This is a genomic window from Pseudomonas sp. Pdm06, from assembly GCF_014851795.1.
In the GTDB taxonomy this organism is placed as follows: domain Bacteria; phylum Pseudomonadota; class Gammaproteobacteria; order Pseudomonadales; family Pseudomonadaceae; genus Aquipseudomonas; species Aquipseudomonas fluorescens_AA.
The window spans coordinates 85365-108959 of the sequence record NZ_JACVAH010000018.1 but is presented as its reverse complement, the minus strand read 5'-3'; the positions used below and the strand labels follow the sequence as shown (position 1 = coordinate 108959).

The 23595-nt window shown below is 57.0% G+C and carries 20 protein-coding genes and 1 tRNA gene; 10 read left to right on the top strand and 11 right to left on the bottom strand.

Features of this window, described 5'->3' with window-relative positions; translation table 11 throughout:
- Positions 1-111: 111 nt before the first annotated feature.
- Together IB266_RS25505 and IB266_RS25500 are read right to left on the bottom strand one after the other, a co-directional pair.
- On the bottom strand, positions 112-393 hold the full coding sequence (locus IB266_RS25505) for a peptidylprolyl isomerase (protein ID WP_072405155.1): 282 nt from the start codon (positions 391-393) through the stop codon (positions 112-114).
- Positions 394-489: 96 nt separating this feature from the next.
- Positions 490-1359, bottom strand: a complete 870-nt coding sequence (locus IB266_RS25500; protein ID WP_192263187.1) for an esterase/lipase family protein — start codon at positions 1357-1359, stop codon at positions 490-492.
- A gap of 323 nt (positions 1360-1682) precedes the next feature.
- Between IB266_RS25500 and IB266_RS25495 the strand changes: the two genes are divergently transcribed.
- Positions 1683-2744, top strand: coding sequence for a hypothetical protein (locus IB266_RS25495; protein WP_225613652.1), 1062 nt, complete (start codon positions 1683-1685; stop codon positions 2742-2744).
- A gap of 157 nt (positions 2745-2901) precedes the next feature.
- Here the strand turns inward: IB266_RS25495 and IB266_RS25490 are convergent, their stop codons facing one another.
- Positions 2902-3972 (bottom strand): 3-deoxy-7-phosphoheptulonate synthase, encoded by a 1071-nt coding sequence (locus IB266_RS25490; RefSeq protein WP_192263186.1) that lies wholly within the window; start codon positions 3970-3972, stop codon positions 2902-2904.
- 614 nt (positions 3973-4586) lie between these two features.
- Between IB266_RS25490 and IB266_RS25485 the strand changes: the two genes are divergently transcribed.
- From IB266_RS25485 to IB266_RS25445, 9 genes are all read left to right on the top strand, one after another.
- Entirely contained in the window at positions 4587-5348 is a 762-nt protein-coding gene (locus IB266_RS25485; protein ID WP_192263185.1) for a carbon-nitrogen hydrolase family protein, read from the top strand.
- Between the two features lie 7 nt (positions 5349-5355).
- Positions 5356-5790: a GNAT family N-acetyltransferase gene (locus tag IB266_RS25480; protein WP_192263184.1), complete on the top strand. Its 435-nt coding sequence runs from the start codon at positions 5356-5358 to the stop codon at positions 5788-5790.
- Positions 5791-5917: 127 nt separating this feature from the next.
- Positions 5918-6559 carry a UvrY/SirA/GacA family response regulator transcription factor gene (gene uvrY, locus IB266_RS25475; protein WP_003200277.1) on the top strand — a complete coding sequence of 214 codons (642 nt, stop codon included), beginning with the start codon at positions 5918-5920 and terminating at the stop codon, positions 6557-6559.
- 2 nt (positions 6560-6561) lie between these two features.
- Positions 6562-8385, top strand: coding sequence for an excinuclease ABC subunit UvrC (uvrC, locus tag IB266_RS25470; protein ID WP_192263183.1), 1824 nt, complete (start codon positions 6562-6564; stop codon positions 8383-8385).
- 32 nt (positions 8386-8417) lie between these two features.
- Positions 8418-8978 (top strand): CDP-diacylglycerol--glycerol-3-phosphate 3-phosphatidyltransferase, encoded by a 561-nt coding sequence (pgsA, locus tag IB266_RS25465; RefSeq protein WP_018608070.1) that lies wholly within the window; start codon positions 8418-8420, stop codon positions 8976-8978.
- A 63-nt stretch (positions 8979-9041) separates the two neighbouring features.
- Positions 9042-9117 (top strand) — tRNA-Gly (locus tag IB266_RS25460).
- 222 nt (positions 9118-9339) lie between these two features.
- Entirely contained in the window at positions 9340-11181 is a 1842-nt protein-coding gene (locus tag IB266_RS25455; RefSeq protein WP_048392768.1) for a tyrosine-type recombinase/integrase, read from the top strand.
- Positions 11182-12520: 1339 nt separating this feature from the next.
- Entirely contained in the window at positions 12521-13321 is an 801-nt protein-coding gene (locus IB266_RS25450) for a hypothetical protein (protein ID WP_032875176.1), read from the top strand.
- A gap of 1 nt (position 13322) precedes the next feature.
- Positions 13323-15788: a DEAD/DEAH box helicase gene (locus IB266_RS25445; RefSeq protein WP_060738087.1), complete on the top strand. Its 2466-nt coding sequence runs from the start codon at positions 13323-13325 to the stop codon at positions 15786-15788.
- 432 nt (positions 15789-16220) lie between these two features.
- On the opposite strand, the gene IB266_RS25440 is transcribed toward IB266_RS25445, so the two are convergent.
- The 8 genes from IB266_RS25440 to IB266_RS25405 form a co-directional block, all read right to left on the bottom strand.
- Entirely contained in the window at positions 16221-16649 is a 429-nt protein-coding gene (locus IB266_RS25440) for a DUF4304 domain-containing protein (protein WP_130903563.1), read from the bottom strand.
- 178 nt (positions 16650-16827) lie between these two features.
- Entirely contained in the window at positions 16828-17286 is a 459-nt protein-coding gene (locus tag IB266_RS25435) for a GNAT family N-acetyltransferase (RefSeq protein ID WP_192263182.1), read from the bottom strand.
- Positions 17287-17311: 25 nt separating this feature from the next.
- Positions 17312-18859 carry an IS66 family transposase gene (gene tnpC, locus IB266_RS25430; RefSeq protein ID WP_192263181.1) on the bottom strand — a complete coding sequence of 516 codons (1548 nt, stop codon included), beginning with the start codon at positions 18857-18859 and terminating at the stop codon, positions 17312-17314.
- A 61-nt stretch (positions 18860-18920) separates the two neighbouring features.
- Entirely contained in the window at positions 18921-19256 is a 336-nt protein-coding gene (gene tnpB, locus IB266_RS25425) for an IS66 family insertion sequence element accessory protein TnpB (RefSeq protein ID WP_192263180.1), read from the bottom strand.
- Positions 19253-19585: an IS66-like element accessory protein TnpA gene (gene tnpA, locus IB266_RS25420; protein WP_192263179.1), complete on the bottom strand. Its 333-nt coding sequence runs from the start codon at positions 19583-19585 to the stop codon at positions 19253-19255. The genes tnpB and tnpA overlap by 4 nt, the downstream gene beginning before the upstream one ends.
- 11 nt (positions 19586-19596) lie before the next feature.
- On the bottom strand, positions 19597-20802 hold the full coding sequence (locus tag IB266_RS25415) for an FRG domain-containing protein (protein WP_225613651.1): 1206 nt from the start codon (positions 20800-20802) through the stop codon (positions 19597-19599).
- Positions 20803-20913: 111 nt separating this feature from the next.
- Positions 20914-22197, bottom strand: a complete 1284-nt coding sequence (locus tag IB266_RS25410) for an SMODS domain-containing nucleotidyltransferase (RefSeq protein WP_060738085.1) — start codon at positions 22195-22197, stop codon at positions 20914-20916.
- The gene (locus IB266_RS25405; RefSeq protein ID WP_047703588.1) at positions 22190-22810 is read right to left on the bottom strand and encodes an SLATT domain-containing protein; all 621 of its coding nucleotides are present in this window, start codon (positions 22808-22810) and stop codon (positions 22190-22192) included. The genes IB266_RS25410 and IB266_RS25405 overlap by 8 nt, the downstream gene beginning before the upstream one ends.
- Between the last annotated feature and the right edge of the window lie 785 nt (positions 22811-23595).

Here is a 23595-nt window from a genome sequence, read left to right as displayed (position 1 = left end):
GGGAACAAAACCTGTGGGAGTAAGGCTTGCCCGCGATGGCCGCGCCGCGGTCCAACAGCTAAACCGCGTTATCGTTTCATCGCGGGCAAGCCTTGCTCCCACAAGGGGCCATCAATCCTGGCGGCTGGTGACTTCCAGCAGGTGGTAGCCGAACTGGGTCTTGACCGGGCCTTGGACGGTATTGATCGGTGCGCTGAACACCACGGTGTCGAATTCCTTGACCATCTGGCCCGGGCCGAACGAACCCAGGTCGCCGCCCTGACGGCTGGACGGGCAGGAGGAGTTGGCCTTGGCCACTTCGGCGAAGTCGGCACCGGCTTCGATCTGGGCCTTGAGTTCGTTGCACTTGTCTTCGGTGGAAACCAGGATGTGGCGGGCAGTGGCTTTGGCCATGGGGCAAATTCCTTTCGATGTGTTTAAAGGTGTTGAGCCTACCGGATTCACTGACGGGGTGTTGTCAAAATTGCGTCAAAACCTTGGGCCTGGCGATCAAAGGCCGGCTTTGCGCAGGCGCTCGGCGTGGCGCAGGTAAAGCTCTGTGGCGTCTGTTCCCTTGCATGCCTTGCCGCCTCCCGGGCTGATCGCCTCCATGTGGTCCATGGGGTAGTCGGAGCGGATGACCTTGCCCAGGTGCGAACTGAAGCGCCCGACCAGGCCGTCGTTCTGCCCGGCTTCGGTGATGAAGTATTCGGAAAAGGCGCGGCAGAAAACCTGCGAAGGCTCTCGTGCTTTATCCGTCGTCTCTGGCAACGTGCCGCTCCATGAGTAGTAGCGCACGCCGTTGACCCGGTCCGGACCGTTCCCGCCCCAGCACTTCGGCAGGCCCTGGGGGTATTTGTCATTAAAGGCGCCCACGCCCTCGGTGGTCAGCGCCGGCAGCGCGGCGACAGCGGCCGGCGATAGCTGCGCCTGGCCGTCCAGCAGCGAGATGAAATCGGCGAACAGCGTGGCGACGCCCCTTGCCACGTGCCCTGGCAGCCGTCCGGGCGTGAGGGCCTTGCGCAGGAAGTCTGCCAGTTCGGAACCATGGTTGGGGCCGCTGACCGAGGTGACCGAGGCCACCCTGTCGGGTGCCAGCGCGGCGGCATACCGGGCGGCCAGCGCACCCTGGCTGTGGCCGATCAGATTGACCCGGGTGGCGCCGGTGCCAGCCAGAACCCGATCGATCTGAACCAGCAATTGTTCGCCCCTGGCTTCGTTGGAGTGGGTGGCCGACAAGTGCGGGATGAACACCCGGGCACCGCCTGCACGCAGGGCCTGTTTGATGCCATGGAAAAGTTCGAAGCCGCCGATCTTGTCAAACCCGAACAACCCATGAACCAAGAGGATGGGAAATTGAGTGGTTGCATTCCGTTGCATGTTGGTACCTTTTTCGAAGAGGTTCACCTTGAATTTGCGACTTCACTCTAATGCAGGCTCATTCTGTACGGTGTAGGAAGAAACCGCCCTGATCCAGGGAAACCGGAATAAAAAAAGTGGGAAGAGTGGGAGGTACCCGGGCGGTACTTGAGGATGTAGGAGGTCTCCTATAACCGCTGTGGTTTGCAGCTACAGGTTCGAGCGCCAAGGACCACTCGCGCTGTCGTCTTGTCTGGCTGCGGGGTTGGCGCGAGCGGGTTTTAATGGCTCCGTCGGGCGCCGTTATTCAAACGGTGCCTTCATCCAAGGACTGGAGCCTGTACATGATCACCTATCCATCGCTTCAACGATCCCGTTCAACCCCAGCAACAAGGCTGCCGCCACCGGTCCTGGCAGCGGCCAGGGACGGGGTGATCAACCCGGCCTGGCGCAACGCCGTGGTGACCGTCAAGCCTTATCCCATGATGACCTGCGGGGATGAAGTGGTGCTGCGTTGGCACGGCCTCAACAACGATGGCGAACCCTACCGGCATGAAGTGGCCGGGTTTGTCACTGAGCGGCAAGTGGGGCGAGACGTCGTGTTCGTCGTGCGCGAACCGCATATCGCCGAGTTGGACGGCGGCTCGCTGGAGATCTCCTACGAGGTAACGGGCAAGCGGTTGCCGGCCACGCTGCTTTCGGAACACCTGCAACTGGAGATCGGCGATGCATCGCCGCAACTGCTGCCCGCCATTGCCAACGATGCGGTGAGGGGCAGCCTCGATCCGAGTCGGGTGCCTGAAGGAACGTGGGTGAGCATTCGGCCCTACGCCAGGATGGCGGCCGGCGATCGGCTGATCCTGACTGCCAGCAAGGATTTCAAAGCGCTGTGGCGCGATGTGCTGGACATAGAAGCCCATGCAGTGGGTCGTGAGGTATCGCTCTGGATCGATCATTCGCTGATCGCGCCCCATTCTGGACACGACCTGGCCCTGACCTATGTCGTCAGGCGTGGACACTCGGTGCGTCGGGCTGAGCCCTTGTCGTTGCACATCGGCCCGTTGCAGCGCCCTGCGCTGAAGGCCCTTCAGATTCGGGAGATGAACGACGGCTGGCTGGAGGTCGACGACCTGCAAGAGGGGGTGACGATTGTCATCGATAATCCCGGGCTTGAGGCGGGCGAGCTGGTCTGGTTGCAGTGCAATGGCAACTCCGCTTACGTGCTTGAGCGCGAAATCACCGAGGCCACGGCAGGTAAGCCGCTCATGTTCGTGATTCCCGCAAGTTACTGGCAGGACCAGCGCGACAGCTCGGTGAGCGTGTTCTATCAGGTCGAGCGCCTGGATGACGTCAGCCAGCGCTCCGAGTGGGTGACGGTCCGGGTGCGTTCCAGTACGTCAGGTTGAGCGCAGTCCCGGGCAACCCTGGTGGGAGTGAGCTTGCTCGCGATGACGGTGTGTCAGGCAACCCAAGGCTGGCTGAACTGACGCCATCGCGAGCAAGCTCGCTCCCACAAAAGGCCCCATGCTGCCCCTGGTTCCAGGAACAGGTGGGTTCGGGACCTCAGGCGGGCAATTGCAACCGGCGATGAGCCTCGCGCAACAGCTGCTCGGTGGACTCCCAGCCCAGGCAGCCATCGGTGACCGAGACGCCGTAGCGCATCGACGGGCCCAGCGGCTGGCAGCCTTCGAACAGGTGGCTTTCGAGCATCATGCCGATCAGGGAGCGGTTCCCTTGCAGCCGTTGTTCCAGCACGTCATTGAACACCTGCGGCTGACGCAGCGGGTCCTTGCCGCTGTTGGCGTGGCTGCAGTCCACCATGATCCGGGCTGGTATCTTGAGGCGGGTCAGGTCGCTGTGTATCTGCGTGACGCTCTGGCGGTCATAGTTCGGTCCGCGATGGCCGCCGCGCAGCACCAGGTGGGTGTCGGGGTTGCCTGGGGTCTGGATGATCGCCGGATGGCCCTGGCTGTCGACGCCGAAATGCCGATGGGGGTGGGCGGCGGAGCGCATGGCGTCGCAGGCAATGCCGACCCCGCCGTCCGTGCCGTTCTTGAACCCCACCGGCATGCCCAGCCCGCTGGCCATCTCCCGGTGGATCTGCGATTCGGTGGTGCGAGCGCCAATGGCGACCCAACTGAGCAGGTCATCGAAGTAACTGGCGGCCATGGGTTGCAACAGTTCGGTGGCGACGGGCAGGCCCAGTTGCAGCATTTCGCGCATCAACTCCCGGGACAAGGTCAGGCCGGCGGCCATGTCGTCGCTGCCATCCAGGCCGGGATCGTAGGCCAGGCCTTTCCAACCCACAGTCGTGCGGGGCTTTTCCACGTAGGCGCGCATGACCAAGAGCATGCTGTCGCTCACTTCGTGGGCTACGCGAGCCAGGTTGGCGGCATATTCGAGGGCGGATTTGGGGTCATGGATCGAGCAGGGGCCGACGATGACCAGCAGGCGGGCGTCTTCACCGTTGATGATCGCGCGGATGGCCTGGCGATGGACGCTCACTTGGTGGCTCAACGCGGTGCTGAGCGGCAATTGATGCTTGAGTTGCAACGAGCTTGGCAGACGCAGGGTCAGGGCTTCGTTGGCAGGGTTGAGCGTGGACAGCGGCAAAGCAGAGACGGACGAATTCATGATCTGGCTTCCTGGACGGGCAGCGGGTTCGTTCCCGCGCCGGTCCTAGTGGGGTGTTCGACAATTGGCCGTATGGGCCCGCAATTGAGGCTTGCCACCGGTAGGTGACCGATCGGAGGCGGCAGGCTGTCCCGAGCGGTGGCTGGTAAATCGCCAGGCGGAAAAACTGTCGTAACGGTAATAAGTGGCGTAGTTCATGGCTCAATCCTCAAGTTGTCTGGTGCTGCAAATGTATGGGGCCGGAAAAACAAAACCCCCGGTCGGGAGGCCGACCGGGGGTTTGGAAAACTCTGGAAGGCGACCCGTTTTAAAGTGGGCGCCGGTTGGGTATCAGGCGCGCCAGTGGCTAAACCAATACCCAAAATAAAAGCTGACCGGAGTTTGAACGCTGTTCGCCCGGGCAGCCGCAACCGAGCGCGGGGCGCTGGCGGTGTCTAGCGGTGAGAGGGCGTTGAACATGGTCTGTCTCCGATGAATGGCCCTGAGCTTACTAGAGGGCAGGGCGGCGGTTCAATCAGAAAATTCTATCGAGGGCATGCAATTGTTCGCCTTGGCTTGAGTCCGATGGGCTTTATGACAAACTTCAGGTTTGCACCGCCTCCCAGGGATGACCCATGACCGCTCCAGTCTTCGCCGCCGCCCAGTCGATTTCCGTCGCGGGGGACCTTCGCGCCAACCTCGTGTCTCATCAGCGTTTCATGCAGGCTGCCGCTGAGCAAAACGTGCAGTTGCTGGTATTCCCTGAACTGTCGCTCACCGGCTACGAACGCAGCCTGGCTGCGGAGCTGGCGATCCTGCCGGAGGATGCCGTACTGCAACCGCTGCGTGACCTGGCGCAAGCGCTCGGCCTGACCGCCGTGGTGGGCATGCCCATTCGGCTGTCGGCCGACGCTCCGGTGTTGATCGGCGCGTTGGTCCTCGGTGCCGACGGCTCCCTCGGGGTCTACAGCAAGCAGCATCTGCACCCTGGGGAAGAAGTCGCCTTTGCCCCAGGTCACGGTGGCTCGACGCTGACAATGGGGCAGGATCGCATCGCGCTGGCGGTGTGTGCCGATTTTTCCCATGCCAGTCATGCGGCTGCGGCAGCCGGGCAGGGCGCTACGCTCTATGCAGCAGGGGTGTTGATCACCGAGGGTGGCTACGTGCCCGATACGACGTTGCTGCAAGGCTATGCCCGGCAGCATGCCATGACCGTGCTGATGGCTAACCATGGCGGCGTCACCGGAGGCTGGGAGTCGGCTGGCCGCAGTGCCATCTGGGGCCCGGACGGTTCGCTGCTCGCGGCGGCGCCGGGTACGGGCGAGCTGTTGGTGATTGCCCGCCGCGACGTCAACGGTTGGGCCGGGCAAGTCGTGCCGGTGACAGCGCTTCAATGAGGTCTTCATGAGCTTCGAGTGGCGTGCTGCAACGAACGGGGACATCGACTTCGCCCGGCAACTGACCTGCGACAACATGCTTCCTTATTACCTCAGGCATGATTTGCTCTGGCAGGACGAAGCGTTCGACCTGGCCTGGATCATTCGCCAGAACTGGATAATCAGTCGTGAAGGCCAGGTGTTGGGTTTTGTCAGCCTCAGTCGTGATGCCCGGGCGTTGTATATCCGTGAGCTGCAGATAAACGAGGCGTTCCGCGGGCAGGGCGCCGGTACCTGGACGATCGGACAGGTTTGGGACCTGGTGGTGCTGGAACGGCGCCCGGCGCTGCGCCTGACGGTGTTCAAGGACAATCCCGCCAGGGCGTTATACGAACGCATGGGCCTGCGTGTCGTGGGCGAGGACGAGTGTTTCCTGAGGATGCAGCGAGACATCGGTGCTTGACGCCTCGGATGTCGTGCCGATTAAAGATGCGTTGTAACTTTTATCTGTCCCTTTGCGCTAGGTCTGCCGGATGCTTTTTGCTAAGGTGTTGTGCAACCCAAATAAGACCAAATCGTGAGGTGTCTGCTTGATTAGGGTGTTAGTGGTCGATGACCATGATCTCGTCCGTACGGGCATTACACGAATGCTGGCTGACATCGACGGCCTGCAGGTAGTTGGTCAGGCTGAATCCGGGGAAGAGTCCCTGATCAAGGCACGTGAATTGAAACCCGACGTGGTATTGATGGACGTCAAGATGCCTGGCATCGGCGGCCTTGAAGCCACGCGCAAGCTGCTGCGCAGTCACCCGGACATCAAGGTGGTCGCGGTAACCGTCTGCGAAGAGGACCCATTCCCCACCCGGCTGTTGCAAGCGGGCGCGGCGGGCTACCTCACCAAGGGCGCTGGCTTGAACGAAATGGTCCAGGCCATTCGTCTGGTTTTTGCCGGGCAACGCTACATCAGCCCGCAAATCGCCCAGCAGTTGGCGATCAAGTCGTTCCAGCCGACCAACGATTCGCCTTTCGATGCGCTGTCGGAACGGGAAATCCAGATTGCCCTGATGATTGTCGGTTGCCAGAAGGTACAGATCATCTCCGACAAGCTGTGCCTGTCCCCCAAGACCGTCAACACCTACCGTTACCGTATCTTCGAGAAGCTTTCGATCAGCAGTGACGTCGAATTGACACTGTTGGCGGTGCGCCACGGCATGGTCGATGCCAGCGCCTGAAAATGACTGAATTGTTTGATCCCAGCGCGTTCCTCTCCACCTGCAGCGGTCGTCCCGGCGTGTACCGCATGTTCGACAGCGAGGCGCGCCTGCTTTATGTCGGCAAGGCCAAGAACCTCAAGAAACGCCTGGCCAGCTACTTTCGCAAGACCGGCCTCGCCCCGAAGACCTCTGCCCTGGTGGGGCGCATCGCGCAAATCGAAACGACGATCACCGCCAATGAAACCGAGGCCCTGCTGCTCGAACAGACGCTGATCAAGGAATGGCGCCCGCCGTACAACATCCTGCTGCGCGACGACAAATCCTACCCCTACGTGTTTCTGTCCGACGGGGCGTTTCCGCGCCTGAGCATTCATCGGGGTGCCAAGAAGGCCAAGGGCAGGTATTTCGGCCCTTATCCCAGCGCCGGGGCGATTCGTGAAAGCCTCAGCCTGCTGCAGAAGACCTTCTTCGTTCGCCAGTGTGAAGACAGCTACTACAAGAACCGCACCCGGCCCTGCCTGCAGTACCAGATCAAGCGCTGCAAGGCGCCTTGCGTGGGGTTTGTCGAGCCCCAGGTCTACGCCGAGGATGTGCGTCACTCGGTGATGTTCCTGGAGGGTCGCAGCAATGCGCTGACCGACGAGCTGTCAGCAGCCATGGAGGACGCGGCGGTCAACCTTGAATTCGAACGCGCCGCCGAGCTGCGCGACCAGATCGGCCTGCTGCGGCGCGTGCAGGACCAGCAAAGCATGGAAGGCGGCAGCGGCGATGTCGATGTGATCGCCGCGTTCATCAACCCGGGCGGCGCCTGCGTGCATTTGATCAGCGTGCGCGGTGGTCGTGTGCTGGGCAGCAAGAACTTCTTTCCCCAAGTGGGTATCGAGGAGGACGTAGCCGAGGTCATGGCGGCTTTCCTGGGCCAGTACTACATCAGCAGTCCGGAACGGGACTTGCCGGCCGAGTTGATCGTCAACGTGGTCCATGAAGATTTCCCGGCCCTGATCGAAGCCATCGACAAGCTCCGCGGTCGTGAACTGACCATCAGCCACCGCGTTCGCGGCACCCGTGCCCGTTGGCAGCAACTGGCCGTGACCAACGCCGAACAGGCCCTGGGCGCGCGCCTGGCCAATCGTCAGCACGTGGCGGCGCGGTTCGATGCCCTGGCCGATGTCCTCAACCTGGATGAGCCGCCGCAGCGGCTGGAATGCTACGACATCAGTCACTCCAGCGGCGAGGCGACCGTGGCGTCCTGCGTGGTGTTCGGTCCGGAAGGCCCGATCAAGTCCGACTACCGCCGTTACAACATCGAAGGCGTCACACCGGGCGATGACTATGCCGCGATGCATCAGGCATTGATGCGGCGCTTCGGCAAGCTGAAGGACGGGGAGGGCAAGTTGCCGGATATCCTCCTGGTGGACGGCGGCAAAGGCCAGTTGTCCATGGCCCGCGATGTGCTCAATGAGCTGATGGTCCCCGACCTGATCCTGCTCGGCGTGGCCAAGGGCGCGACGCGCAAGGCCGGTTTCGAGACCTTGTACCTGAACGATGCCGCCCATGAATTCACCCTCAAGGGCGATTCGCCAGCGCTGCACCTGATCCAACAGATTCGCGACGAAGCCCACCGTTTCGCCATCACCGGACACCGTGCCCGCCGTGGCAAGACCCGCCGTACGTCTACACTTGAGGGTGTGGCAGGCGTCGGCCCGACCCGCCGTCGCGACTTGTTGAAACATTTTGGTGGATTGCAGGAACTGTCTCGTGCCAGCATCGAGGAGATAGCCAAAGCACCCGGTATCAGTAAAAAGCTCGCAGAGTCGATTTATGCAAACCTGCATAGCGAGTAGAATGCCCGTCAACCTCGTAGCCAGTTGTGCCGATGAATATCCCAAACCTGATTACCGTTCTACGCGTCCTGCTCATCCCGATCTTCATATTGCTGTTCTATTTGCCGTACCACTGGAGCTACGTGGCCTCCGCCTCGGTCTTCGCCTTCGCCGCCGCGACGGACTGGCTGGATGGTTACCTGGCCCGACGCCTGGAGCAGAGCACGCCCTTCGGCGCGTTCCTCGATCCGGTGGCCGACAAGCTGATGGTCGCGGTGGCCCTGGTGCTGCTGGTGCAGGAACATGGCAACCTCTGGCTGACCTTGCCGGCGGCGGTGATCATTGGCCGCGAAATCGTCGTCTCGGCGCTCCGGGAATGGATGGCCGAGCTGGGGGCGCGCGCCCAGGTTGCTGTGTCGAACCTCGGCAAATGGAAAACCGCCGCGCAGATGCTCGCGCTGGTGATCCTGCTGGCCAACCCGTCGGACTTCAGCTTCTGGGTGCTGCTGGGTTACGCACTACTGCTGGTTTCCGCTGGGCTGACGTTGTGGTCGATGGTCCAATACCTGCGCGCCGCCTGGCCGCATCTGCGGACGGATGTAGAGCCGAAATAAAACTTTTTTGAATCAAAGGGTTGACGGCGTAATCTGAATCTATAGAATGCGCCACACCAAGACGCGGGAATAGCTCAGTTGGTAGAGCACGACCTTGCCAAGGTCGGGGTCGCGAGTTCGAGTCTCGTTTCCCGCTCCAAATATTGCGCTACAGAGTTCCACTGAATTCTGTAAGTGATTGAAATCAGGGCCTTTAGGCCCTTTTTTCGTTCCAGCGGGAACCACTGAAATCCAGCACTATCCGGTGCGTTTAAGTCCAGAATTGAGTCCAGAATTCTGACGAGCACTGAATCGGTTTGTTGCTGGAGCAGTTTGCGCAACGAGACGAGCATCTGGCCCTGACTCTGTTCAGGAGCTCGCGATGGCACTCTCAGAAATGACAGTTCGGCACGCCCGAATCACCGGTAATGACTACACCCTCGGCGACAGTGATGGTCTCACACTCAATGTGACGGCCAGAGGCGGCAAAGTCTGGCTCTTCCGCTACTACTGGGCGGGCAAGCAGAAGCGCATGTCCCTCGGTAGTTATCCCCAAATTGGGCTTAAAGAAGCCCGTACCCGTCGTGATGAAGCCCGTACCTTGGTTGCCCAAGGCATCAATCCCTATGAGCATCGCAAACAACAGCGGCTTGCTGTTCATGCTGCGAAGGAGCACACCTTCGAGGCGGTGTTCAATCAGTGGGTGGAGTTCCGCAGGCTGAGCCTGAAGGAAGGGCGTCAAAGCACGCTCTCGCAGATATTGAGAATCTTCAATAAAGACGTCCTGCCCAGCCTGGGCGGGCGGTCTATCTACGATATCAATCGTCACGATCTGCTAGATTTACTGAGCAGGATCGAACAGCGCAAGGCCTTAACGACCGCCGAAAAATGCCGGACCTGGTTCAACCAATTGTTCCGCTATGCGCTGGTGAAAATCGAGGGACTGGAACACAACCCGGCTTCAGACCTTGATGTGGTCGCACTTCCCAAACCTCCTGTTACGCACAATCCATTTCTCCGAATGGACGAGCTCCCAGGATTGATGGTTGCTCTTCGAAATTACGGTGGCGCCAGCCAAACGCGGCTTGGCCTTCGGTTGTTGCTGCTGACCGGTGTCCGCACGGGCGAGTTGCGGTTGGCGACACCAGACCAGTTCGATCTGGAGAAGCGCTTGTGGGTCATACCGGCGGAAGTGGTGAAACAACTCCAGCTAGCGATGCGGAAGCCAGGTAAGCAGATTCAAAATGTGCCGCCGTACATTGTCCCGCTGTCGGTTCAGGCGCTGGAGATCGTGCGTCACTTGCTGGACCAGGTTGTCCCCGCACAGCGCTACTTGTTTGCGCATCGAAGCGACCTGAGCAAGCGCATCAGCGAAAACACGCTGAACGGCGCGTTACGCCGGATGGGGTACGCCGATCAACTCACGGGTCATGGGATGAGGGCGACGATCTCGACGGCGCTGAACGAGATCGGCTACCCGAAGGTGTGGGTGGATGCTCAGCTTTCTCATGCTGATCCGGATAAGGTGAGTGCGGCTTACAACCACGCGGAGTACGTCGAGCAGCGCCGGACCATGATGCAGGATTGGGCGAACCGTCTGGATCTATGGGGGCAGGGCCAGCTAAAAGCGGCAAGTTCTCCGCTGACTATTCGTTTAGAGGGGGCAGCTTCGTTACCTTCGTTGGAAAACGCGAACGCAAACGCCGTTCTGTACAACAGCGGCTCCCCCGCGACGACCGTCCCAGTCTCCACAATGTCCATCAGCAACGAACCGGTCCTTAATGCGGCTCAGCATCCACCTGTCCTACCTGCTCCAACGCAGACTGGACAGCTGCGCGAACCCCAGGTATCAGACATACAACGTCAGCGCGCCGAGATGCTCGCCACTTATGAAGCTTCGAGTAGTCTGCCGCTGCTTGTCTTCGCCAAGCTGGCAGGCAAATCCCGAGATCAGATCAACCGCGATATCAAGGCTCGGCACCTGCTGTCTCTGAGCCTTGGGAATCGCGGTCAGCGCATTCCTGATTGGCAGCTTGATCCACTGCGGCACAAGTTGGTACTTGCTGCGTTAGCGCGGTTTCCGGATGTTGATGGGTGGAGGCTTTATGGCGCTCTTTGTAAACCTCATGAGCGATTAAAAGGTCGCGCGCCAATCGATGTGCTTACTAAGGAGAATTTCGATGTAACCGCGCGGATCGTTTGCAGTGCCCTAGGCTCAAGCTGAGGTGCTGTCTCGTGCGGTGATAACGAATGTGGCTGCTTCCTTGGGGTCATCTAGCGCTACTCCTGAATGCGTGGACTACACACGTCGCCTGATGTTTCGGAGTTGGTCGGCTAGAGGATTCTATTGCGCAGGAAGACACCATTTGGCAATATTCCGTTCCCGCGTTCTCTTATCAGCTCTCCATCCCTCTCATTTGGGGGCTGTGTTTTTGAGGGGCGGGTAATCACCCGGCTTCGTGCCGGGTTTTTTATGCGTTCGGCAGATACGGCCGGCGGATAAACATGGAATTAATCTACCCCTCGCATGGGGTGCTAGAGGTCGAGTGTTCGAATCACTCCGTCCCGACCATTTAATTCAATGACTTAGCCGAACTCTAATCAGTTCGGCTTTTTCATATCTGAAAATTACTCCCACATTTACTCCCACGGATATCGTGGATCTCGGTATGCCGTCTCAGATGGCGTTCGAGAGTCTGAAGATGCGAAGACATTCATCAGTGGGTTGCCTATCTGGACATTCCGCAAGGCAAGCTTAGGGTTACGGCTGTAGGGAGCGCGGAGCTTTCTATTGCTGGTGAGGTGATCCGGACAGTCGCTCAGACTCCGGTAGAGTCATCGGATAGCACATGCTTCCCACGGCGGAGGTTCTTTTCGATGGGGGCTATCAACTTCCTGGTGATGGAAGCTCGGGCCGCGATCACACGCATTAACCTAATTGCTAGAGCTATGGATGCCGTCCTTACGTGATTGAGGTTGATGCTGAGCCCGTCGGAAAGCTTGATGAATCCCAAGCCTGTAAATACAGTCAAGGTCGTTATATCCGAAAAACATTTTGACTTGGCTCTAGGAAGGTATTTTCAGGCGGAAAAAATTCAAATGTGCCCCCAATTTTGCCCCAGTGCATCAGGTTCGCGAGTGGCGATTTCCGACAGAGCCAGATGGATTCAGATGGCTTTCAGTAGTTCATAAGTGCGGGGGAGTGGCTCACGCTGCCTACCTCTCAGTCGGGAATGACCAGCGGCGTTGGATGGGGCTGTCTACAGTGCTGCGTATCTTTCAGTCCGACGCTGATTGACCTACGAACAATTGGATATTTATACAGCTGTTACGCAAACTCCGACGATTTGCACCAAAAATAGTCTCCGATCTTGTTTACCGGTCCCGTCAATCACGCTAACTTGCGGTAACGCTGGCACAGTGCCGCTATCGGTCATCCCTGACTAGATCTCACTCGCGCGCACGGCTGCTCAGCTGGTGCCTACCCTTATTCAGGGCGGGATCATTGATCGCGCGCAGCAACCGCAAGAGGATTCTGCGGTTTAGTGTTTGTAGGAAGTGTTATGGATGGCGTGAGCTTCAAGCAGGTAGACCAGTATGCGCTGTGTTGTGTCGAGAATTTTTCTGATGAGCTTAAGCTCGCGCTGAGGGAAAACCTCACCCGTATCTGCCATGGTGCTGATCAGGCCAGCAAGGACAGGGCGATCTACAAATACCCTGCGACGATTAAGCACTTCTGGAACGAGCGCTATTCCAAGAAAACTTGGGAAACCCGGATTGGTATGCTGGGTGAGCTCCTGTCTCACGTCATCATTCTGAAGCTCTTCCCCAACTTCGATGTGGTCTCCCCGTTCTTCAATATGGAAGAGAAGAGTATCCGGAAGGGCTTCGATCTCCTCCTATACGAGACCTCAACCAACAACGTCTGGATCACCGAGGTCAAGTCGGGCGGCAGAGGGGCAGACAAGACTTCTTGCTCGGCCACAAGTGCGCAATTGCGTTTGGCTCGGGATGACCTCAAGAGGCGTTTGGCTGAGCCGGAGCTCAATCACTGGCTCAACGCGATCAATGCTGCGAAAAATGCGATCCACAACAAAGCTAATTACCGGGACTCGGTTATTGAGATCTTGGAGATGGAAGGTGATTTGGCTGAAGAAGACGGGGCGAGTGCTTCGGACAACAATGTGTTTCTGGTCTCTGCCCTGTTCAGCGAAGTGTCCCAGGCTATCGCCGAAAATACTGTGTCAAATTTCACCACCAAGCTGGTAGCTGAAGCTGTGTTCAAAACGGTGTGGGTGCTGTCCCTCCACAAAGGCACCATGGAAAAGCTGGAAGAGTTTTTGAGGCAGGAGGCGGAGCAGTAGCATGGAAGAGCTGACTATCAGGAAACTGGGCAACACCAAGTTCAAGGATCTGTATTTCCAACTCCTCAAGGGAGACGAACTGGGTAACACAGAGATTGTGAAACTTTTGGCGATCGCCGTGCTGCTCCTTAACCACAAGAGCCTCGAAATTCGGCGTCTCGGCTACCGCATTATCCTGTTTTACGGTAACGCTTCGGGTCAGTACCAGGCGCTGTACGATGTAGCACTCAACAGTGGTCTGCACCCTGTCTCAGCAGTAATCAGCAGCTACTTTCCGGAGGATGATCACCGCAGCGAGTCGTTCATCCGAAACATCGTGGGCAGCTACATCGATACCTTCCGTGATCAAGGCATCGTGCTGACTGAGCAACAAGATGCCCTGCGGACATTCGTTCAGTCGGAGTACCGTAAGTCGTCAGTCGTGGTTGCTCCGACCAGTTACGGTAAATCTGAGCTCATCATCCAATCGGTGAGGGAAAATCCAGGGCAGCGGATCCTGATCCTCGTGCCTTCTAAGGCTCTGCTGGCCCAGACGAAAAAACGGTTGATCTACGCGGACATTGAGGGGTTGGGCAAGGTGGTGACCCACCCCGAGATGTATTCGGTTGAGCGAAAGAACAGGGCATTTGTCCTGACCCAGGAGCGGCTCAACAGGCTCTTGAACGAGAACGCCGGGCTGAGCTTCGATATGGTCTTCGTCGACGAGGCCCACAACCTGCTGCAGAGCGACCGCAGAAGTGAGTTACTGGCTGCCATGCTGTGCATCCTGGGGGCTCGTAATCCGGAAACATCATTCAAGTTCCTGACTCCCTTCCTATGCGATGAACTCAACGTCCGTGTGCGCTTCCTGGACATGATCCCGAGCGGATTCAAGATCGACGAGTACATCAAGTCTGAGCGCTTCTACATCAGGGATTTTAGGGCAGGGAGGGGCCAGACGAAGCTCAAGCTCTATGACCATTTCCTGAATGACTGGATGGAGTTCGATCGGAGGTATGCCAACTGCTTCGAGCTCATCAAAGGCGAAGCACTGTCCAAAAACATCGTTTACGGCAACAGGAAGAAAAGCATTGAGTCATTTGCGGTTGAACTGGCAGCCGTGCTGCCGCCCGTAGATTGTCCGCTGATCCAGACGGCCTGTGCCGAGCTAGGAGAGCTTTTTGACCGACGCTACAAACTGATCGGCTGCCTGCGCAAAGGGGTTATGTACCACCATGGTTCGATCCCTGACACCATCCGTCTTTACTTGGAGAACCTCTTCAGTAGCTCCAAGCAGATGAGGTTTCTGGTCTGCAACTCCACGCTTCTGGAAGGGGTGAACCTGCCGATCGAACGACTCTTCGTTTTTGATTTTTTCAAAGGGAAGCAAAAGCTGACGCCATCTCAATTCAAGAACCTGGTCGGACGCGTCAACCGGTTCAGTGAGGTCTTTGCGCCTGGAGCTAAGGCTGCGTTGAGAAAGCTGGAGTCCAGCATCTACCTGTTGGGCGTAAATGGCTACACACGCGACAATGCAGCGCTTGAGACTTTCTACGATAAATCCGTCAACGTCTCAAAGGTGGTCAAGGACACTGTCAGCAACGTTCTGCTTGAAGCCACCAAGATCATCGATGGGAAGGTGTCGGTTCTCTACGACGACGCCGTGGCTCGTCTTGAGAATCTGCATCCTGGCGTGGTTAAAGATCGAGAGTGTCGGTACGTTACCACTCAGGTGGGCAAGCTCCTCATCGCGAACAGTGTCAGTGAAATTGACGTGTTCTCAGAGGAGGAGGCTATTGAACGGAAGATCAGACGAGGCATCGAGGCGAACGGCGTCATCAATACCGTTGACAGGCTGATGCTTGCGATCTCCAAATCGTTCGTCGATCACTTCGACGACAGCCGAGAGTACAGCGACCTGGTGCGTCTCAAGCAAGAGCCTGCCCGGAATTTCTACGCCATGATCCTGGATTGGAAGCTGAAGAAACTCAGCGTCAAGCAGACGATCCGACAGACGCTCGCGTACTGGAAAAAGCTGGTCGAGACTAGCCATAGCGATCACGTATTCGTGGGTAAATGGGGTGATACCAAATATCGCGACAGCAAGTACGAGAACTGGGTAAGAATCTCCCAAAAGGATGACGGCGAGCGTATTAACCTGGCAATCGTCCGTCTCAAGGACGAGGACGATTTCTTCGACAACAAGATTTTCAAGTTCGTCGAGGTGCTGAATGGGGTAGGTGCCCTGGATCCAGGCTTCTACAAACTCATCAAATACGGTACTGCGGATGACACGAAGATCAAGCTCATCCGCGATGGCTACAGCCATGGCCTAGCGGATCTGATGCTCGAACGGTACCCCGAAACTGTGCGTGCGACGCTTGGCGGCGAGATCGAAGTGAGCCCTCGCCTAGTCAACATGATGATCAACAACGAGGAAAGCGATCTGCTGATTTTTGAAGCCAAGATGAACCTCAAACCCATCTGATTGAGGATCTTGGAAGCGGCTGCGAGTTCGATCAGGATAGCGTAGTGAGTCGGTTACAGCGATGAGTCGAGATTCATCTCGACATTCGTCGAGGCTAGCCGTCCGTGCTCCTAAGTGATCGGCACGGCTGAGTGCGCGAGCTTCGTCAATCGAAGCCTTTGGGATCTTTCAGGAACTCTTCGGCGATGTGCAGTGCGCTGATGTGCTGTGCATGGACGATGGGATTGCCGCATGAGCAATCTGTGGTCTGAGCTTCCCGTGTCCACACTCCGCTTGCCTGCCTCCGATATGTCCAGCCCGTGATGAAGCCGGCGCCGCTCAGTCGGAGCCCTGGGTGGTTGACGGTAACCGTCCGGTAGACACGTCTTGACGGAATCATCTTAGGCCGATGGCGCGAGCAAGACGCCCCTGTTGACGGTTGCGGTGGAGCATTTATGAGCTTTTGGTGTCCGGGAGGGGGCCTTTGGCCCAGTGATCAGATGCTTCGCCGCTCAGGTAAGGCTGAACCTCGCGGGCCGTATCTGCGAACCGAGTAGTACTGTTTCCTTTATTGTCATATCTGAACCAGTGATCGCCTCCCATAACCGCCCCTAAACGGATACGCTTATTCGGATGCAGGTGTGCCGCGACCACTTTTGTTGGCGGGATCTGTTCACCCCAAGACATAGTCACTCCCTCTGCGGGGCTAACAGCTACCTCAATGGCAAATCCCCCTCCATGCCTATCAAATTGAAACGTGATCAGATCAATTTGCTGTCCTGTATTGCGGCGAAAATGGGGAGGCGATCCCTTAAACCCCATGCTGCGAAGGATAGGGATGACATGCTCCTTTAATGCTGCATCGATTTTTTCACGTTCCATTGCATTACTCTATTTGGCAAAAGAGGAAGGTGTTCGGTAATACGCTCAGCGATTAGGGGGACGTCCACTTATGCGGCAGAAGCTCAGTAATCTCGCTCGCCCGCTGTGTAGGCAGGCGTGTAAGAACATCGTAAGCGTCCGGGTAATACACCTTGCTTGGGTTTTTGCTGTTATTGCCTCAAGGCTGAGTATTACTAGCGTTATGCTTGTTGAGATCAAATCTTTTCTGCATAAAAAACCGGTTGTATCCAACGACCGGGTAATCTTTAAGTTCTCCAAATATGCTGAAGCCGAGCCGGAGGTAAAAGTCCGGAGCTTGAAAAGAGAATGTGTCCAGCCAGATACCTTGACAGCCTTTCTCACGCGCCAGAGCTTCCGCCTTGTTCATCAACTTTGCGCCCAACCCTTGCCCTCGGGCGACTTCAGGTACTACCAGCAACTCAACAAATAACCACTGCCCAGAAATTTTTGCGTATAGCCCACCTTGCGTAGCCCCCGCGTCATCCTTGATTAAGATCGCAAGTTTTTCAGTTCCGATGAGCCCCGTTTGTGCTTGGTTGTATTCGCGCAACGGTGCCAAAATCGCTTGGTAATCCGCCTCTTGAGGCGTCTCATGTATCTCTATCCGTAAGTCCACAGCTTTCTCCTTGAGTAGTTTGTGATTAAACGGGCGCCCAACGATGTGGTAACAAGTTGGTAGCGTCACTTGCCCGCTGCGTGGGCAGACGAGTCAAAACGTCCTTCAGGTAAGTATACGGATCATGCCCGTTCATGCGCGCAGACTGGATCAAGCTCATGATTGCCGCCGCCCGTTGTCCACTGCGTAGTGATCCAGCAAAGAGCCAGTTCTTGCGTCCAAGAGCCCATGGCCGGATCTGGTTCTCTGCCCAATTGTTGTCTATGGGTACTGCCCCGTCATCCAGGTAGCGCGACAGCGCTGCCCAGCGTTTCAGGCTGTAATCGAGTGTTCTGCTGATGGCCGATCCTTCGGGCACGAGGCCACGCTGGGCGATCATCCAGGCATGCAGCATATTCATCACTGGGACGGCTTTTTCTTGCCGTATTCGGCGCCGTAAATCCGGCTCTAGGTCTCTGACTTCTCTTTCGATTTCGTACAACAACTGGATATAGCGCAGGGCTTGCTCGGCGAGCGTGCTTTTATTCGTAGCGTGCAGTTCGAAGAACTGGCGCCGTGCATGGGCCATGCAGCCGATCTCGGTCACGCCAAGTTCGAAGCTGGCCTTGTAACCACCAAAATCATCGCAGACCAGTTTGCCCTTCCAGTCTTGCAGGAAGTTGCGAGCATGCTCACCGGCGCGGCTGGGGCTGAAGTCGTAAACGACTGCCGCTGTTTCGCAGAATTGGCTGGTGGCGTAGGCCCACACATAGGAGCGGTGAGTCTTCTTCGTTCCCGGCATGAGCATTTGCACGGGTGTTTCATCGGCATGAATAACCTGCTGCCCGAGCACCACGTCGCGCAGCGCATCGACCAGCGGCTGCAACTGAACCCCAGTTACACCAACCCATTGAGCCAGGGTTGAGCGTGGAATCGCCAGGCCCGCTCGACCGAAGATCGATTCCTGACGGTAAAGCGGCAGGTGGTCGGCAAACTTGGCGATCATGACGTGGGCCAGCAGGCCCGCAGTCGGTATGCCTTTGTCAATAACCTGCGCCGGTACGGGCGCCTGGGTCAGCGTTTCGCAGTCATCGCAGACCCATTTGCCACGTATATGGCGTTCAACGGTAAATACGCCGGGCGTGTAGTCCAGCTTCTCGCTGACATCCTCGCCGATGCGCTTGAGGGCACAGCCACATGGGCAGTAAGTGTTGTCCGGTTCGTGATGGATCAGCGTGCGTGGAAACTCAACCGGTAATGCGGTGCGCTTGGGCTTCTGCTTTTTCTCAGACGGAGTTATCACTGCCTGCAAGCTTTGAAGCTCTGCTTCAATCGCTGCGATATCGGTATCGATCAGGTCATCGAGCAGGCTGGCCTGCTCGGGATTCATTTGCTCGCTGCGTTTGGCAAATTTCAAACGCTTGAGCTGGGCGATTTCGTGGGTCAGTTTCTCGATCAGCGTTTGATCACGGTTGATCTTCTTGCCCATCGTCTCAACTTGTTGGTCGAGCGTCTCGACACGCTGAATCAACTGCGCCGCCAAGGCGCGCAGTTGTTCAGGGGTCAGGTGATCGAGATTGGGTAGCGAAGTCATGGGGGCGATTTTGCCAGAGCAGTCAATTCGCGACGATAGATCGATAGGCTAATGGCCGCCGTTAAAGCAGTGTGATCGAGCCTCCAGCACCTGCGCGCTGCCATGGCAGCCCCAGCACCAAGGCTTGAAGTTGCTCGGTATCCAACTCCATCTCAGAACCATGGCGAATGCCAGGCCAGTCAAACTTGCCTTGGTTTAACCGGCGCGCCGCCAGCCATATTCCGAAGCCGTCATGCACCAGCACTTTCATGCGATTGGCGCGGCGGTTGGCGAACAGATAAGCGCAGTGCGGCTGCGCCGCACCGAACACCGCGATCACCTTGGCTAGCGCCGTTTCGGTGCCTGCGCGCATGTCCATCGGTTCGGTGGCGAGCCAGATGGAGTCGATGCGAATCATCGCAGAAGGTCTCGAAGAAAGGTCGCGCAGGCAGCAGCATTTTCAGTGGGCCAGCTCACTTTTACGGTGCCGCGCGTGTGCTGTATTTCAACGCAGATATTCGATGATGATGGGTGGGATTTTGCCCCAGCCAGCGACACGGGTAATGGAATAAATGCAGGTTGCAGCGCTGTGCTTTTCTGAGATTGCAGACGAATCCATTTGTGGACGAGGTTTGCGTTGAGATTATGGCTGAGTGCGACGCTGGCAATCGAAGCACCGGGCTGGGCACACTCTTGAATGACTTGGGCTTTGAAGGACTTGGAATAGGTACGGCGTGTCGGCTGCATGAAATACCCGCTTAAAAGGCTAGAACTGGTGTCCACTTAAATTTAAGTGCACACCATGTCTTGGCTTTGCAGGGCTGGGTAGATGACTTGACCGGACGGTTACGGTTGACGGTGAGTTCACAAACCTCAAATAGGTCGGGCCCGCGAGGTATGACGCCGACGCCCTTCTGGTAGAGCGTCAGGTGATCGAGGGTTGGATGCTTGATCAACGTGTCTGCTTCGAATGCTATCGTGCCATTCTCGTTGATTAGCTTCTCGATCTCAGGGAAGCGAAGGGGGGTGCTCGGGTCGGCTGAGCCATAGAGCACCATGTCCGGGATTTCGACGAAGATTCCACTGTGAGGGTTACCATCAATCGAACCCTGGGTATCCAGAATCCTTGCACCACGATAGAACGCCGTTTGCGCACTTGCGATTTTCACTGAGCTTGGATGGTATTCCGGAAGCTCCAGTGCTCGCTTGAACGCAGGCAGATTTTTGAGGCTTGCTTCAAACTTGATCTCCTCCCACGGTAAGCCCAGCAGTGATCTTAAGATCGGATCGTCTGCGGGAGAGGGAAAGAGCGTGTTCGTGTCGGTTAAGCCACGGGCAGCGGCATACGCCTGCAGAACGTCGCTCGGGACAGTGATTTGTGCGAGATAGCAATTCTGTGGAATCGGATTGTGCAGAGGGCCGAGAAGCCAAGCTGACTGAGCCACGGTGCGCGGCCTGTAGCCCTCAACCGTCAACGTAGCCAAGTTGACCAGGCCTACATGATTAGCGGCCTGCTTACTGAGCACATACAGATGGCCAGTGCCGATCACAGGTGCATAGCGGGCCATGCGCTTTCTGACCATCACCGCCACCTCGTCACAGTCCTCGCACAGCTCCAGCGTGGTTGCTTCACTGTATTTGTGGCTGGCGAACCATGCAGCTACGGCTGCACTTGAAGTGCAATCGACGTAAAACGAATGCCACCCGTAGTGCTGAAGGAGGGCCTGCTGGTAGGCAAAGTCTGATCGGTGCTGGGCGATGTAGGCATCCAACACGCCTTGGGAGTAGCGACACCACTTGAGCATTTCGCTCGGTATGCACCCCTTCCTGTCGAAGGACGTTCCTATGGAGGGGGCTCCCACCTCACCGTAATGGGAGGTCTGGCCACGAAACAAAATATCCTCACCGAAGCTCCCAATGAGCTGGTTTAACTCGTCGACGCTATTCGCTGCATATTGCTTCAAAGCTGCCTCCCTCGCCTATAGCGTATGGCATTGTTTTTTACCGATGCTTTGTAGCTTCGTCGCAAAAAGTTGCGTAAGTGCGGACTATCTCCTGAAACACTTCGACAGTACTCATATCGGCACGATGATTCGGCTGCGGGCAACGCACACGTTGTCTTTCACCGCATAGCATTCCACGTAATGATCGCCTTGGAAGGTGGAGTGCTCGGTGATTTGATGGTGGCCGCTGTCGATACGGATTTCCCCGCGAATCATGTTCCGCTCGATGGCCTCCGGGCCGAGATTCTTCACCTTCCAGTAGATTTTATAAGGTGGCGGCACATCGATCTCGGCTACCCAGAATGTCAGCTCACGCTGTTTCGGGATCCGGTAGGTAATAACGCGTGACATGAGGTTGCGAAGCCGGTCACCCTCATTTTTGACCGAACAATCGATACGAAGGGTGTACTGGATGTCGAGACTGAATTTGCGGCCAATGAACTGTTCGCCATTTTTGACCCGATTTTCCGCTATTGCCTGCTTCTTTTCCTGCTCGACATACTCTGGGAAATGTTCGCCAAAGACGGTACTCCATCGCTCATGGGCTACCTCAGCATCGTCCAAAGCCTCCTGTAAACGCCTCAGGGCCTTCTTGGCTTTGGGGTGGAAGTTACCTGACTTCGTGATGATCGAGCCGCTTCCAGGAGCACGCCATTGCTCCTTGACCTCGTCAATATCCACCAGGTATGCGAAGAAATCCCGAGTCATTTCGCCGTAAGCGGAATAGGACTTGGCGTCGTAGTCCGCGGTGCTCTTGAGGAATTGGTAGCAGAGGGTGTCGATCATCATCCCTTTTAGCGGCACGCCATGGTCGTTCTTCCAGGCCCGCACCATTTTGCACAGACGCTTGAGGTTATGGTTTTTGGCCTGGTTTAGCGTGTTGATCTCATCGATTTCAGCGACCGGGTTGCAGGTTTCCCAGCTGCCTCCGTCATTCGCATCCGGATAGGTGTAGCTGCCATCCTCATGCTCGAATGCAGGTAGCACCTCGACCACGTAGTCCGTGAAGTTGATCGACACTACCTGCTGCTGAGCCCTGACCTCATGGTTCGGAAAGCGCTCCTTCAGGGCGAGGCGTATCTCACCGAGCAATGCCGACTGTTTGTTGTTTTCGTAACGCTGAAAGCGATCATACTCCGACCACGGCAGCACGAATGCCATGTCCAGATCGCTTACGCCGTGGACGGCGGTATGGCGACCGTACGAACCTACCTGGCGGCAGTGGAGGATGTCTGAGGTGCTATCGTAGTATTTCCCGTTCAGCTTCTCGGTGATCTGCCGGTAGCTTTTGGAGATCTCGTCGGCATTCTTAACCGCCAGGTTTCTACGAAACTGCTCGAAAAGCTCTTTACTCATGGGTGCAGACGTCCTTTAGGGAGAGCAGAAGATCTGGATGCGCTGCAAGCCATGACCCGCCGGCAAAAGCGATCAGAATCACCACGATTAGCGCGTAAACTGAAAACGGGATCTTGTCCCTGAAAAACGAAAACTCACGGTGCTCAGCGATCCAGTCGACCTGTTGATCCCAGAAGAATTTCTTGTGAGCAAGCCAGCCCGAGAACAGGATGTGCTTCCTCTGACAGGCTGAGCGGAAATCGGTGGTGATTTGATCTAGTTCGGCTTGATCGGCGGAGGTGAACTGGTGGTTGGATTTGCACCGGGCAGACATGCTCTTCAGCTGATCCAGCAACTGCGTCAGCTTGTTCCCAGCCTGGAAATACTGCTCTTTGGTATCGCCATAATAGGTGATGTAGAGGCTGCAGATGCCGATCACCGTAATGAGCGCCGAGATGTGTTTTGCCGCCAAGAAATCGATGTAGAGCGCTAGCACGCCAATCACCAGGGAGATCAGGCCGATCCAGCCTGGAGCTTTCTCCACAATGTCGTAGGTGGAGAAGTGAAGTTTGGCGGAGTACCCGACGTCATAGGCCTTCTCGGCGATCAACTTCAGCGCAACCTGCTCATCCATATAGCTTACCTGCAGAGAGTCTCATCAGTCGCCTGCTACCGCTGAGAGAGGTATATAGACGGCCCTGACGTCGCATGTTGCGCTGGGCGTGGTAATTAGGCGTTCCAGCGCAAGGCGATCCATCAGGTGCCGGGGTGGATTTTAGTCATGTTATGTCATGTAATGGCCACTATATTTATCTTCAAGCACCAAATCTGAGAAGGAGCTTGCTTTGGTCGATGCTACGGTTGTTGAGCGCGTTCTCTGTGTAGTTGATAGATGCTTGAAGGCCCAGTTTCCCGATGACTACTACAAACGATGCTTGTACGCATCTTTTGGTGTGCACAGTCTCTTGCAGTCGCTGGGACATAGCCCAGAGGTGCTGGGGGGTAGATTTTCAGCCTTTGTGGTTTCGCAGGATCAGCGAAGGGGCTTCGTTCACGGGTATGCATCTGAGTCCGGCGAGCATTCTCATTATTGGGTGGAACTCGATGGCTCGATTATCGACTTGGGTACGTACTACCTACCTGCGGGTGCAGGTTTCTTAGCGTGCGAAATGCCGGCAGTATTTTGGGATACAGCGTACGCTTTTCCGAAAGGACTGACCTATGCACCCGAAGCCAGCTATGCATCGTCGGAGGTAGCCCAGCTTGCACCGCATATCATCGAAAAGATGGAGCCGTTCCTTGCGGCCTGTCACGCCCGAATGGGGAGGCCTTTGGTTAAGCCGAAAATTGGGAAGTGGCTCGTGATCTCGCCTTCATCCATCCGGAGGGCCGCTCACAAAGGCGATCTATGGGCACGAG

Bases quoted from the DNA above. Each gene is read 5' to 3' on its own strand.
- IB266_RS25445 (WP_060738087.1), top strand. From the start codon at position 13,323: ATGGAAGAGCTGACTATCAGGAAACTGGGCAACACCAAGTTCAAGGAT.
- IB266_RS25480 (WP_192263184.1), top strand. From the start codon at position 5,356: ATGAGCTTCGAGTGGCGTGCTGCAACGAACGGGGACATCGACTTCGCC.
- IB266_RS25455 (WP_048392768.1), top strand. From the start codon at position 9,340: ATGGCACTCTCAGAAATGACAGTTCGGCACGCCCGAATCACCGGTAAT.
- IB266_RS25485 (WP_192263185.1), top strand. From the start codon at position 4,587: ATGACCGCTCCAGTCTTCGCCGCCGCCCAGTCGATTTCCGTCGCGGGG.
- IB266_RS25410 (WP_060738085.1), bottom strand. From the start codon at position 22,197: ATGAGTAAAGAGCTTTTCGAGCAGTTTCGTAGAAACCTGGCGGTTAAG.
- uvrC (WP_192263183.1), top strand. From the start codon at position 6,562: ATGACTGAATTGTTTGATCCCAGCGCGTTCCTCTCCACCTGCAGCGGT.
- tnpA (WP_192263179.1), bottom strand. From the start codon at position 19,585: ATGCAGCCGACACGCCGTACCTATTCCAAGTCCTTCAAAGCCCAAGTC.
- pgsA (WP_018608070.1), top strand. From the start codon at position 8,418: ATGAATATCCCAAACCTGATTACCGTTCTACGCGTCCTGCTCATCCCG.
- IB266_RS25490 (WP_192263186.1), bottom strand. From the start codon at position 3,972: ATGAATTCGTCCGTCTCTGCTTTGCCGCTGTCCACGCTCAACCCTGCC.
- IB266_RS25450 (WP_032875176.1), top strand. From the start codon at position 12,521: ATGGATGGCGTGAGCTTCAAGCAGGTAGACCAGTATGCGCTGTGTTGT.
- IB266_RS25405 (WP_047703588.1), bottom strand. From the start codon at position 22,810: ATGGATGAGCAGGTTGCGCTGAAGTTGATCGCCGAGAAGGCCTATGAC.
- tnpC (WP_192263181.1), bottom strand. From the start codon at position 18,859: ATGACTTCGCTACCCAATCTCGATCACCTGACCCCTGAACAACTGCGC.
- IB266_RS25495 (WP_225613652.1), top strand. From the start codon at position 1,683: ATGATCACCTATCCATCGCTTCAACGATCCCGTTCAACCCCAGCAACA.
- IB266_RS25505 (WP_072405155.1), bottom strand. From the start codon at position 393: ATGGCCAAAGCCACTGCCCGCCACATCCTGGTTTCCACCGAAGACAAG.
- IB266_RS25500 (WP_192263187.1), bottom strand. From the start codon at position 1,359: ATGCAACGGAATGCAACCACTCAATTTCCCATCCTCTTGGTTCATGGG.
- tnpB (WP_192263180.1), bottom strand. From the start codon at position 19,256: ATGATTCGCATCGACTCCATCTGGCTCGCCACCGAACCGATGGACATG.
- IB266_RS25440 (WP_130903563.1), bottom strand. From the start codon at position 16,649: ATGGAACGTGAAAAAATCGATGCAGCATTAAAGGAGCATGTCATCCCT.